The sequence below is a fragment of the Shewanella sp. SP2S2-6 genome (assembly GCF_031931965.1).
In the GTDB taxonomy this organism is placed as follows: domain Bacteria; phylum Pseudomonadota; class Gammaproteobacteria; order Enterobacterales; family Shewanellaceae; genus Shewanella; species Shewanella baltica.
This window is the reverse complement of sequence record NZ_JAUOEQ010000006.1, coordinates 22,387-34,450: the sequence shown is the minus strand read 5'-3', so window position 1 is coordinate 34,450 and position 12,064 is coordinate 22,387. Positions and strand designations below refer to the sequence as shown.

Annotated in this window: 10 protein-coding genes; 3 read left to right on the top strand and 7 right to left on the bottom strand. The window is 45.8% G+C overall.

From position 1 onward, the window contains the following. Window positions 1–8: 8 nt before the first annotated feature. The 3 genes from pyrD to Q4Q57_RS06660 all read left to right on the top strand — a co-directional run bounded on the left by pyrD (window position 9) and on the right by Q4Q57_RS06660 (window position 2,953). Window positions 9–1,028, top strand: coding sequence for a quinone-dependent dihydroorotate dehydrogenase (gene pyrD / locus Q4Q57_RS06670; RefSeq protein ID WP_311890225.1), 1,020 nt, complete (start codon window positions 9–11; stop codon window positions 1,026–1,028). Window positions 1,029–1,228: 200 nt separating this feature from the next. Next, window positions 1,229–1,762: a cell division protein ZapC gene (locus Q4Q57_RS06665; RefSeq protein ID WP_311890224.1), complete on the top strand. Its 534-nt coding sequence runs from the start codon at window positions 1,229–1,231 to the stop codon at window positions 1,760–1,762. Between the two features lie 744 nt (window positions 1,763–2,506). After that, window positions 2,507–2,953: a GNAT family N-acetyltransferase gene (locus Q4Q57_RS06660; RefSeq protein ID WP_126491793.1), complete on the top strand. Its 447-nt coding sequence runs from the start codon at window positions 2,507–2,509 to the stop codon at window positions 2,951–2,953. A gap of 555 nt (window positions 2,954–3,508) precedes the next feature. On the opposite strand, the gene Q4Q57_RS06655 is transcribed toward Q4Q57_RS06660, so the two are convergent. The 7 genes from Q4Q57_RS06655 to hisA form a co-directional block, all read right to left on the bottom strand. Further along, entirely contained in the window at window positions 3,509–3,844 is a 336-nt protein-coding gene (locus tag Q4Q57_RS06655) for a YdbL family protein (RefSeq protein WP_006081899.1), read from the bottom strand. Window positions 3,845–3,868: 24 nt separating this feature from the next. After that, window positions 3,869–4,087 (bottom strand): YnbE family lipoprotein, encoded by a 219-nt coding sequence (locus Q4Q57_RS06650; RefSeq protein ID WP_107404411.1) that lies wholly within the window; start codon window positions 4,085–4,087, stop codon window positions 3,869–3,871. A gap of 13 nt (window positions 4,088–4,100) precedes the next feature. Beyond that, window positions 4,101–7,592 carry a YdbH domain-containing protein gene (locus Q4Q57_RS06645; protein WP_311890406.1) on the bottom strand — a complete coding sequence of 1,164 codons (3,492 nt, stop codon included), beginning with the start codon at window positions 7,590–7,592 and terminating at the stop codon, window positions 4,101–4,103. Window positions 7,593–7,986: 394 nt separating this feature from the next. Further along, a complete protein-coding gene (locus tag Q4Q57_RS06640) occupies window positions 7,987–9,174 on the bottom strand; it encodes an aromatic amino acid transport family protein (RefSeq protein ID WP_311890223.1) in 1,188 nt (395 codons plus the stop codon). A 556-nt stretch (window positions 9,175–9,730) separates the two neighbouring features. After that, window positions 9,731–10,372 (bottom strand): bifunctional phosphoribosyl-AMP cyclohydrolase/phosphoribosyl-ATP diphosphatase HisIE, encoded by a 642-nt coding sequence (gene hisIE / locus Q4Q57_RS06635; protein WP_011846974.1) that lies wholly within the window; start codon window positions 10,370–10,372, stop codon window positions 9,731–9,733. A gap of 134 nt (window positions 10,373–10,506) precedes the next feature. Beyond that, complete coding sequence (hisF, locus tag Q4Q57_RS06630; protein ID WP_006081894.1) at window positions 10,507–11,280, bottom strand: imidazole glycerol phosphate synthase subunit HisF; 774 nt, start codon at window positions 11,278–11,280, stop codon at window positions 10,507–10,509. Then, on the bottom strand, window positions 11,262–11,999 hold the full coding sequence (hisA, locus tag Q4Q57_RS06625; protein ID WP_311890222.1) for a 1-(5-phosphoribosyl)-5-[(5-phosphoribosylamino)methylideneamino]imidazole-4-carboxamide isomerase: 738 nt from the start codon (window positions 11,997–11,999) through the stop codon (window positions 11,262–11,264). The genes hisF and hisA overlap by 19 nt, the downstream gene beginning before the upstream one ends. Window positions 12,000–12,064 lie beyond the last annotated feature (65 nt).

Genomic DNA, 12,064 nt, shown 5'->3' with positions numbered 1-12,064 from the left:
GAAAGTACATGTTTTATAAAATCGCACAGAAAGTCATGTTTCAGATGGATCCTGAGCGAGCTCACCATCTTGCTATAGGCAGTCTAAAAATGACCGCCAATAGCCCGTTAACGTGTCTGTACGGACAAACGATTGCACCGGCTCCCGTGAGCGTTATGGGACTGACTTTTCCTAACCCAGTGGGACTCGCTGCGGGTATGGACAAGGACGGCGAATCGATTGATGCCTTTCATGCGATGGGATTTGGTCATGTTGAAGTGGGCACTGTGACCCCAAGACCACAACCCGGTAATGATTTACCCCGTCTATTTAGATTAAAGCCTGCCAAAGGCATTATTAATCGCATGGGGTTCAATAATAAAGGTGTCGATAATCTGGTCAAAAATTTGATCGCTAAAAAGACCGACATTATGGTTGGCGTCAATATTGGTAAAAATAAAGACACCCCAGTAGAACAAGGTAAAGACGATTATTTGATCTGCATGGATAAAGTTTATCTCCATGCGGCTTATATTGCGGTGAATATTTCATCACCCAATACCCCAGGATTGCGATCGCTACAATATGGCGATCTATTAGATGAATTATTGAGCGCAATTAAAACTAAGCAACTTGAGCTGGCCGAAAAGCATAAAAAATACGTGCCCATCGCGCTTAAAATTGCCCCAGATTTAACCATCGAAGAAATTGAAAATATCGCGCAAGCTTTGATTAAAAACAAATTTGATGGCGCAATTGCGACCAATACTACCTTAACGCGTGATGGTGTTAGCGGTCTTGCCAACGCCAATGAAAGCGGCGGCTTAAGCGGTAAACCTTTGACAGAGCTGTCTACCAAAGTGATCAAGCAGTTAGCTATGTGCTTGAAAGGGCAGATCCCGATTATCGGCGTGGGCGGCATCAATAGTGCCGAAGATGCCTTGGCCAAATTTGATGCGGGCGCCGTTATGGTGCAGATTTATTCGGGTTTTATTTATCAAGGTCCGAAGTTAATTAAAGAAATTGTGAATGCATACCGCTTAAAATAATGATCTTAAGATCAATATAACGATCTAAAATAAGATCTTATTCTTTAACAGCGATCTAAAATGATCCCCAGATCGCTGTTAAGATCCTATATTAGATCGACTAAGTAACTGTTAAATAATTTGTATTTTATTATTTTTATTTTGATATTGGATAAAATATCTACTATTATGTCCCAGTGTTCAAATATTGGGTCACCGTTATGTTATTAATGCCACAAAAAGATTGGCAATGGAAATATAACGATTCGTATGGTGTTTTAGGCGTATCGTTAGGTTCCGAGATAGAATTTCTGACGTCTTATAAAGCAAAATTACTCATTCCAGATGCCTTATCAAGCATGGAATTTAATATTGCGCACGCCAAATTCTATATGAGCTTACTCGATAGATTGCCCAAAACCCTGTCTTTGTCCGATGCTGCAATTGTGCAAATTGCCCTCAATGCCACCGCAGCCCATTTTATGCTGACACCGCAAATGCCTAAATCATGGTTTTTTGATACCAGTGATGTCTGTGTTTATAGCGATGTGGGTAAAGTCTTTGAGCTTAAATGCCAAAAGCAAAGAGTACTCGCCCTCGTAGTTGAAAATACCCTACAGTCCGCGCTAGTGATGTTATTGTCACCTGAATGTGTCTTGTCGGGCGCGAAAACCATGGCGCAGTTTGAAACCATCAAAGTGATGCATAATCGCTTACACCCACCGCGTGCGCAGCGCCATGTGGTTGCGGCATAGCGTGGTTGCAGATCAATAGTCATTATTGGTTTTTGATATCTACCATTAGCCATACATCACGATTGCTTTTGATATTAACCACTTGCCGATAATTCGCTCAAATCCCCATGGCGTTAGTGCGTTATCTGTACTCTTTTCTGCTAAGAAAGCCTTTTCCTAAAATTAGTCACGTGGATCTTCAACACCTTTCTATCTAATGCTACCCAATGATAATTTGTGAGTCTTATTAATCTTTATTGGCTTTGCTTTTAGTATCAAACTCACTACGCAGTCTGGTTTGCCATGGTATTCACTCGTCGACTCGCAGCGAGTCCATCCGTGGATGCTCGACCGCCCCGTCCATGGGGCGGACGGTCGTCTCGCTAATCACCATGGCACACCTTTTAGCATTTGCGTAGTCTGGAGGTTCAAAAGGCGAGAGTTTGCATTAGACGACGGTTTTAAATTTTCGTTTTTTCAATGGATAATATCGAGCAATAATATCGCTTTGTTGTTTATGGCAAAGTTAATGTATTAATAATACTATTTTTGGGTATTCGTTAATTTACATACTGTGCTAATCAGTTTCTCGTATATAAAGTCTCGGTTACTTCTACATAACAAAGTGATTGAAAAATCATCGGGATAGATGCTAAGTTGCTGTCCTATTTAAATTATTTATTCGGAATGTTCGAAACCTAACTATTTCTTGCTAGGTTTTTACGAGGAGTCTGGGTAATAAATTGTTATCTGCTTGGTGGAAAGATGGAATATAACGAAGTCAAAAGTAGCGAGATTCCGATAGACTTACTGCTCGAAGCTGATCCTTCAGAAGCTAGCATTACAACGTATTTATCTGACTCGTGGTGCTTTACTGCGTCAGATAAAGGCCAAATACTTGGTGTTTGCGCCGTTAAATCTCAGAATTCGACTCTTGCTGAGATCTACAATGTTTCTGTATATCCAGAGCATCAAGGCCGTGGTATAGGCTCTGAATTATTGAAATTCGCTCTAGCTAATTTACCGATGAAAGGCATAAAAAGGGTTGAGCTTGGCACAGGCACATTTGGCTATCAACTGACATATTATCAACGTCTTGGTTTTCGCGTTGAGTCAGTGGTAAAGGACTATTTTCTACTCAACTATCCTGAACCTATTTTTGAAAATAGCATCCAGCATAAAGACATGTTAAGGCTTTACGTGCTGATTTAGTTACGTAGATGACACACGCTTGAGAGAGACTGTCAACGTGTGGCGTTTTCAGTTCAAATTGGATGTTGTGTTTGAATGAGGTTACCCGATCCGATGAGCAGTATGGATTTGTCGATGTGATTAAGCACAATCACGTAAGTGATCGTTTTTGACGTAGATGTCACGGATGAGCCTATAGGGATGATTTTATTAGGTAACAAAACGGCGAGTCACTGTAATGACTGTGATTTATCAAACTCTCTAAAATCTAGATCTTCGCTCAAAGGTAGAGAATTTAAAATTTAATAATAAAATTTAATAAGACACCCATTGTTAAATTTGGTTACCAGTATACGCAGGGGTTGATGAGATTAAGCACAATCACGTAAATGATCGTTCGTGACAGGGATATGATGGTCGAGCTTTTAGGTATGCTTTTTACTAGGAAATAGGACGGCGTGTCACTGCAATGAGTGTGCTTAATCAAACTCCATCAACAAAAACGCCTGCTATTGCAGGCGTTTTGTTTATGTCTATTTGTTTTGCTTTTATGCGCTAGAGCGCTTTAAAAGCGGACTACTTTTTAATCCATTTGCCTTTGGCATCTTGCACATAGTTGCCTTTATCTGTGGCGGCTATGGCTTTTTCACCGGCGAGTTTAGCGACGTCGGCGGGGGAGAGTTTGTTCTTCTTAGCGATGGTTTCGTAGTGGGCGCGACGTTTGTTATTTACGTCGTCCATCACGGCTTTGGCTTCGGGATTGGCTTGCACTAATCCCAAGTAGCCGTTGGCTTGTTCGCCTAAATAGCCCTGTGATTTAGCGTCTTGAAGTGACATAGCGAAGGCACTGAGGCTTAAGACGCTGAGGGTTAATAGCAATAATAACTTTGTTTTTAGTCGGATTGATTTCATGGTGATTCCTCAATTCTTAATCAATTAGAACAGCTTATCGTCTGACAGGAGTTGATCTAATTCCTTATCCACTTTGATCCGTATCTCATGTTCAATTTTCACATTGAGATTGATAACGATAGGTTTATCCGGCGGTTCTATTTTTACTGTGGGCGCACAGCCCTGCAATGCGGCGAGTGCGAACAATGCGACAAGCGCGCTTCGGGCACCTATGCTAACTTGCTGTAATTGAATTATCTTCACTGAGGTTTCCTTGTTACTTCACTGATTTTTCGATTCTGTCCTGCAAGTCATTACCAATTTGCAGACTTCTAAATAATTGCAGCATGTTCTCTTCATGAGAGTAATTCAAGTGAATAGGGCGTTCAACCCCTTGGCTGCGGCCTTTCACTTCGACGAGTAGCTTAGCATCACCGGCTTGGTCCATGTCAAAGCTGCTCGATAATTGACTGTATTGTAAGTGTTCTAGCGTCGAAAAGACAAAATCGAGGTATGGCTGGGATTGGCGCATCTGTTCAACCGCCGGATTACCTGAAATGGCGATTAGGCCGCCGGGGGCGCGGGCGGCGAGTTGACCGCCTGTGATCGACACTTTGCCGTTGATTAAATCGACGGGTAATACGCCATCGAATATGCCGTCGGCATAGACACCAATTTGCGGTTGAATGCGCAGAACCTCTTCCAGACTCATGGCCTGCAGCAGCAGATACGCATGGGATTTATCCTGTAATTTCAGATTAAATTCTGGCAACAGGAACTGGCCGCTGAGTACTTTGCCTTTGGCGGTCATGGAAACATCGGTGTCACTTAAGCCTGTGAGTTGCTGTATCCAATTGTCGGGCAGTTTCTCGGCATCTTTACCAAGGGCGATATCGGCTTCCACTTCGATATCGGTCAGTGGAAAGCCAGGATCAAACAGGTTAAAGGTCATCAGTGTCTGCGGACAATTGAGCTTACTGAGACTGCTAAAATAGCCTTTATCCTGCTGTTTTTTGTGAGACTCTTTTTTATAAGATTGACCCCAAGTAAACTCACATTGCGCCTGCAGTTTTCCCCCCTCAAAGGTGGTGTCCTTATAAAAACCTTCAAGTTCGGTCATCGACTGGGTAATTTGCATGGCAAATTGGGTCTGATCGCGCTGTTGGGTTAAATTAAACTGTGCCTGTAATTGGTTATGACCCGTGACATTAAGCTCAGCAGGCAAGGGCTGGGTTTGATTGAGCAAGGACAGTGCCTCGGTCATGCTAGTGTCGACAACCCATTGCCCCGTCAGCACTAGAGGTTTGCTTGCAGTGGCAAGGTTCAGCTTGTGTTGGCTTTGCAGCTCAACTGTGCCCACTTGCCAGTGCTCATCACCAAAGAGCGTGTTATTTTTCCAATTTAAGCTTTGTGCCAGTGTTAACTTGTCTAGCTTAAGTACGGTTTCTTTGCGGCTGCGACCTTTGCTGCTGAGCTGCTTTTCGATATTGAGCTGATTGGCTTGCCATGCGAGTTGATTTTGCCAAGTGGCTGTGAGCAGCGAGTCGAGTGGGGCTTCGACCTCGGGCTTAAACTCAAATGACATGGCTTTTTGTAATGCAATCGAGAAACTGCCCGCGCTCATGTCGGTTTTAGTTGTGATGCTCGTGTTTGTGCTTTTTTCAGCGCTAGCTTCTGCCGCTTTCGTTTCAACAGCAGTCGTTTCAGCTTTTTTTGTATCAACAGCTGCTGTTTCACTAACAACCGTCTGTGTGGTTTGCGAAAAATGCAGCTGCTCCAGTGCCAAGTTCAAAGGCGGTAAGGCCAGTGTGAATTGGTTTGCAGTATCGGACGCGGGCACTGAAGTTTGTGCTGAGCTGGTATTTGAGTTGCGCTGCGATCTGACGGTAAGCGGCGCAAGGGCGTTTATTGTGATACTGCCAAGGCTCACATCGGCATGTTTAGCCGCATTGTTATCTTGAGCGCTTAACTGTTTAAGCTCGCCCACAATGAACTGCAGCGTGTCGCCGGCATTTTGCTGTGTTTGGGTGGCAGCGCCGATAGGCGTCGTAATGAATTGCCAGTCCGTTGAGCTTGGTGTCCGATTAAAGCTCAATCTGCCCGCAGTGGTTAACTGGCTGCTATTCCAGCTGAGATCTTGGGGCATATTCGCCCACAATTCAGATAATTGCAGTGAGCTCGTTTGTTTAGCGTTAAGGCGCCAATCTGTTTTGAATGACAGCGTTTCGGCGGACTTGACCAGTTCAACATTGGCCAAATCGATTTGGGTATCGAGTTTACTGCCTACGGTTTTTAGTTGAATTCGGGGAAGCTTGAAGCTAAGCGGCTTATTATCAAGCGGCTCATTCTTAAGCGGTTGACTCTGTGCATCTTGCTGGATTTGAGTCAGCGGATAATGCAGGGCTTCACTTAATGTCAGCGCGATTCCCACTGGTGCATCTGTGCTTTTGAGCCCTGACAGCAGCTTAGCGATTTGACCTGCTGTTTGACTTGCAACTCGTTCCGGCGCTTGATCCGAAGCGGGCTTGGCTGCCGAGTTGGATGGAGGCAAAGGCTGAGTTAAAGGTTTAGCCAAAGGTTTAGCCAGCGTCTCATCGAGCAGATGCATCAATCGCTGTTGCTGCGCGGCATTGGGGCTCACAGCTAAGGTAAAGGGCTCAAGGCTTAGGTCAAGTTCGGCTAAATGTCCGGCAATCTTAAATGCTAACTTAGGTTTTGACACAAGCTCGGGTTTTGGCGCAAGTTCTAGCGCCGCCAACTGATTAAAGGTCAGCTTAGGATCAATTAACTGGTGCTGGCTGATAAGCTCGCCCGAAGTTAATGTAATACGGCTGTCGGACACTAATTGACCTTGTAGATCAATCGCTAACGCTTGCCACTCTTTATCAAGTTCCGTTAACGGGCTCAGCACACTGTCTTGCGTTTGCCTCAGGCTGATTTGATGCAAGCTCGCAAGCAGCGGCGCGAGTGCAATTTGACTTGCCAGTTGCCACTGTTGGGCTGCGAGTGTGGCTTTGAGTTTGGCGATGCTTTCACCTTCGTGGCTAAACTCGCTGTTGATTTCCCCCGCGCCGTTAAGGCTCAACTTGTCCATCACCAAACGATAGACGGGTAAATCGTTTTGGGTGTCGAGATGGCGAGCTTTGAGAATAAGGCTGGTTTTGCCGATATCGATGAGGGGTAATGATTTGATATCTAAGGCCAAGGCGGGGCCTTGTTCATCGATGGCATTTCGATTGGGTAAAAATAGCGATTGCCCTAACTCGACTTCAATATCACCCGTGGAGATTTGGGTGATTTTTTGAGTGAGGTAAGCGATTTGGCTGAACTGTTTCAGCTCAGCAAAGCTCTGCGGCCAATCAAGTTTTAGCTGAATATTCAGGTTATTCAGCCTGATATGGCTGTCATGCACCCTAAGGTTGGCAGAGGTAATGCGCCAATGTTCTAACTGACTTTTCCCTAATTCAATGTCAATCAGTTCGCTGTCCATGCCTGCGAGAGCAAAATTTGCCGCCTGCATGATCAGTTTTTCAGCCTGGGAATTCACAATCCACACGGTTAACGCCACGCCTGACAAAATGCCCGTTAAGCTGGTCGCCAATATGGTCTTTTTTAGGGGAAATTTACGGCGGCTTTGTGTTGCAACATGAGTATCCGTCCCAGAACCTGCAGCACCTCTGTGAGGGCCAGCGGAAGTCTCCGTTGCCTCGTGTTGAGGTGTCTCGCTATCAGAAGCACTGCTACGGCTTGGCTTGTTGTGGATTGGCATTGGGTTCGACATCTTTCCTTATTCACTGAGCCCTGATCAAACTCGTGCCTTAGCATTGCACAAATACACTCACGCCTGCTTTGCATCGGCATTTTTGCTGAGGTACTTTTTTAGCAACTGACTTTAGTAACTGACTTTAGTAACTGACTTTAGTAACTGACATTAGTAACCGTCTTTAGTCACTGACTCTAGGAGCCGTCTTCTTAGCCGCTGTCGCAGCGTGCACGAGCATCAGAGGCAGTTTAACACCCAAGGGCTTAGCTGACTAATGTGAAAGGATCATCGAATAGACAAGAGCCTGCTGTCAATAGTTGAAGCTTTACAGGCTCTTGTACCTAATCTGTTATTCGAGCTAGCGAATAGGGCTAACTAACTTTTGGTTAGTGAATTGGAGCTAGCTAAACATCTGCGCTGCGATAACCACTATTCCGCAAAGTGTGGCGAGCATTAAGGCAAACTTGCCGCCCGCGACCCGATATCCCGTCGGCATATTGGCCACATCTCGCGTCTGGCGCTGTGTCCACACCATGGCCACAGGTAAAAAGATGGCGAGGATCACCAGCGCAATCGCCGCGTAACCTAGGGCTGTGATAAAACCTTGGGGGTAGAAGAGGGCAAAACCTAAGGGCGGTAAAAAGGTGATGGCAGCGGTTAGGCTACGACCAGAAAAATTATCCTCTCGTCTTAAGGTTGAGGCCATAAAATCAAACAAACCTAAACTCACCCCTAAAAACGAAGTCGCAAGAGCGAGATCGGCAAACAGACTAATCGCGCTGCTTAAGTATTCGCTGTGTAGTACGCTTGCCAGTTGATTGATAAAGCTCGATAAACTTTGGTTTTCGAGCAATTGGCTTTGGCTCAGTACGCCTTGGCTACCTATTTGCCACAAAAGGTAAATGACCAGAGGTAAGGCCGAGCCGAGCAGCATGATCCTGCGCAGGGATTTGACCTCAACGCCTAAGTAGCGCACCACTGATGGAATCGAACCGTGGAAACCAAAGGAGGTAAAAATCACCGGAATAGCCGTGATAATTAAACCTTGGTTAAGTGGGAGTTCGAGTAAATGTGGGCTTTCTACCTGCGGCAGTAACAAGGCCAACATAAGCAGTAATGCCAATAGCTTAAGGGCAAACAAACCGCGGTTGATAAGGTCCACACAGTGAGTTCCCATGCCCACAATCGCCCCAATCAGCAGGGTAAACAGGATGGCGCCCGCCTGTGGTGGCAAACTTAGCCCTAGCCAAGTGCTCAGCTTTTGGTTCACTTGCTCACCACCACCGGCAATGTAGGCGGCGCAAAGGGCGTACAGTAAAAACATCAAGGCGCTATTGGCGATCAACTGGCCTTTACGGCCCAATAAGCGTTGCGCTAAGTGATTAAGACTGGCATCGCTGGGGGCGAATTGATGGATTTCCACCATAAGCAGTGCCGTGTAGGCCATTAGCGCCCACAGGATCAACATGATGGCGGAGGACGTGCCAAAACCAAGTCCCGCCGATGCGATAGGCAAAGCCAGCATACCCGCGCCAATTGTGGTGCCTGCGATAAGCAGCAAACTGCCGAAAATTTTATTCTGTGTCATAACATAATCTCAAAAGCGTGTCGGATGAAAAAGAGCTAAAGATTTGATCCGAAAGTCACTGTCTTAAAATATTTTGATTCGATTCAATGTGAAACGATTCAAACACAAAATGATTTAAGCAAATGAGACAGTGGCGCTAAGCGGATCCGAAAGGATATGGCCACAATGGAAGGTCAGGCGAGGTGCCTATCTATGCCATTGCGGCTACAGATAGGGAGTATAAAATGCTGTGAAACACATAAAACTTGCCTTAGCGTGTGTTGAGTAAAAACGGATAAGTGTTTTCATGCCTTGCCTTAATAACCTAACGGCAACGGAGGCTACCATAGGGAGTTGAGGTGTACTTGTCAACCATTACAACAGTATTTTGTTTGTTTTTTGTCATGTAACTAAGCTTAAAGACATGCCTAACTCACACTGAGTTTATGGTCAACGAGAGGAAGTAAAGAGGAGTTAGCTAGATTTATGGCAAGATAAAAAATGCCGCAGACTTGGCTTAAGTGTGCGGCATTTCTAGATGTCAGTGACTAGCATGAAATCAGAGTCAGTAAGCTGTTTATGCTTTGCTCTGCAGCGCCTTTTCATGTCTTGCCAGCAAGTTTGCTGTGATATCACTGAGGCTTAAGTTTTGATCTTCAAGCAATACCAGCAAGTGATAGATAAGATCTGAGGCTTCGTTAACCAGTTCTTCCTTATCGTGTGTCGCAGCGGCAAGGGCGGTTTCAAGACCTTCTTCCCCGACCTTTTGGGCGATACGTTTAGTGCCGCGCGCAAATAAAGACGCTGTATAGCTGGAATCGGCACTTTGCCCTTTACGCGAGGTGATTAAGCTGGCGAGATTATTCAAAAATGGGTGCGCATTGTCATCTAACCAGCAACTTTCGGTGCCTTTGTGACAGGTTGGGCCATTGGGAATAACTTGCACTAACAGGCTGTCGTTATCGCAGTCCTTATCGATAGCCACCAACTTTAGCGTATTGCCCGAGGTTTCACCCTTAGTCCATAAACGCTGTTTTGAGCGGCTGAAAAAGGTGACATCACCTGTGCTCAAGGTTTTTTCCAGCGCGGCCTTATCCATATAACCGAGCATTAATACCTTGCCCGATAAGTGATTTTGGATCACGGCAGGAATAAGTCCATCCTGTTTGTCCCAATCCAGCTCGCTAAAATCCGCTTTAGTGTTTGTTTGCGTTAACATAGTGTTCACTCTTAATTTGTTGATACTTTTTAGCGACGTATTGTGGTTGCTAGCTCTTACTCATGCTCTTACTGTATCGGTAGGCGGCATTAGCTCGCTATAAACGATTGACCGCGAGCGTCTAATTGCAATCGCTAGCGCCTAATCGCAATGCCTTCGGCCGCTAAATAGGCTTTTAACTCACCGATGTTGATAATCGCCTTGTGGAATACGCTCGCTGCCAGCGCCGCATCGACCTTGGCTTCAATAAACACATCACGGAAATGCGCCATAGTTCCAGCGCCGCCAGAGGCAATTAAAGGCACGTCGCAGATGGCACGAACAAGGCTTAACTGCTTGATATCGTAGCCGCCGCGCACGCCGTCTTGGTTCATCACATTGAGCACGATTTCACCACAACCTCGTTTTTGCACTTCTTCAACCCAGTCTTGGGTAAACCACTGCGTATCCTTAGTCGCCGCTTCATCGCCGGTAAATTGCTTTACCTTATAGCTGTTGCTGGTGGCATCGAAAAAGGAGTCGATGCCAATCACGATACACTGGCGGCCGAACTCGTCCTGCAGGCGCGAGATCAAACTCGGATCGGTTAAGGCGGGCGAGTTAATCGAAATCTTATCCGCCCCAAAGGCTAATAATTCACGGGCTTGGCTAATGGTTTTAATGCCACCTGCCACGCAGAAGGGAATATCAATCTGCTCTGCCACGCGGCTCACCCAAGATTTATCGACCACACGTTCGTGGGCGCTGGCGGTAATGTCATAAAATACCAGCTCATCGGCGCCTTCTTCGGCATAACGCGCGGCTAAGGGCACGATATCACCGACAATTTCGTGGTTACGAAACTGCACGCCTTTCACTACTTTACCGTCTTTCACATCTAAACAGGGAACTAGTCGTTTGGCCAGCATTGGATTGCCTCCGCTACGTTAAACTGATTGATAAGCAAGGCTTTACCGATAATGATGCCCGCAGCGCCGCTGTCACGCACGGCGGCAACATCTTCAAGAGTCGCAATACCGCCGGAGGCTTGCCAAGCGATATCGGGATAACTTGCAGCAATTTCTTGATAAAGCTCGGTATTCGCGCCCGTTAAGGTGCCGTCACGGCTAATATCAGTTACTAGCGCATGCTTTAAGCCGACCGCGCTAAAGGTTTCTACAAGGGATTCTAAACTCTTACCGCCGCCACTTTGCCAACCGGATACGGCGACAATTTTCTCGCCGCTTTGGTTGATATTGACATCGAGTGCGAGGCAAATCGCTTCGCTGCCGTATTTGATAAACCATTGTTTGACTAACTCAGGTTCTTTCACTGCCAGCGAGCCAATTACCACACGTTTTACGCCGATATTTAATAATTCAGTGACTTGTTCTTCCGTGCGAATGCCACCGCCAACTTGAATATTAGCGTTTAGTCCCGCCACGAGTTGACTGATAAGGCGAGTTTGGCGTTTAGCGGGATCTTTCGCGCCTGTTAAATCAACGATATGCAACCACTTCGCGCCTTGAGCCTCGTAGGATTGCAGCTGCGCCAAAGGACTTAAATCAAAGGTGGTCTGTTGGCCGTAATCACCTTGATAGAGGCGGACGACATTGCCATCAATTAAATCAATTGCAGGAATAATCATAAGCTTAAATCCTTGGTTGATTTGTTTGTAAGTGATTTATTAATAAATGGTTTTTTGATGATTAA

Excerpts from the sequence above, each read along its gene's own strand:
- Q4Q57_RS06655 (WP_006081899.1), bottom strand. The coding sequence starts at position 3,844 with ATGAAATCAATCCGACTAAAAACAAAGTTATTATTGCTATTAACCCTC.
- hisA (WP_311890222.1), bottom strand. The coding sequence starts at position 11,999 with ATGATTATTCCTGCAATTGATTTAATTGATGGCAATGTCGTCCGCCTC.
- pyrD (WP_311890225.1), top strand. The coding sequence starts at position 9 with ATGTTTTATAAAATCGCACAGAAAGTCATGTTTCAGATGGATCCTGAG.
- hisIE (WP_011846974.1), bottom strand. The coding sequence starts at position 10,372 with ATGTTAACGCAAACAAACACTAAAGCGGATTTTAGCGAGCTGGATTGG.
- hisF (WP_006081894.1), bottom strand. The coding sequence starts at position 11,280 with ATGCTGGCCAAACGACTAGTTCCCTGTTTAGATGTGAAAGACGGTAAA.
- Q4Q57_RS06660 (WP_126491793.1), top strand. The coding sequence starts at position 2,507 with ATGGAATATAACGAAGTCAAAAGTAGCGAGATTCCGATAGACTTACTG.
- Q4Q57_RS06640 (WP_311890223.1), bottom strand. The coding sequence starts at position 9,174 with ATGACACAGAATAAAATTTTCGGCAGTTTGCTGCTTATCGCAGGCACC.
- Q4Q57_RS06645 (WP_311890406.1), bottom strand. The coding sequence starts at position 7,592 with ATGCCAATCCACAACAAGCCAAGCCGTAGCAGTGCTTCTGATAGCGAG.
- Q4Q57_RS06665 (WP_311890224.1), top strand. The coding sequence starts at position 1,229 with ATGTTATTAATGCCACAAAAAGATTGGCAATGGAAATATAACGATTCG.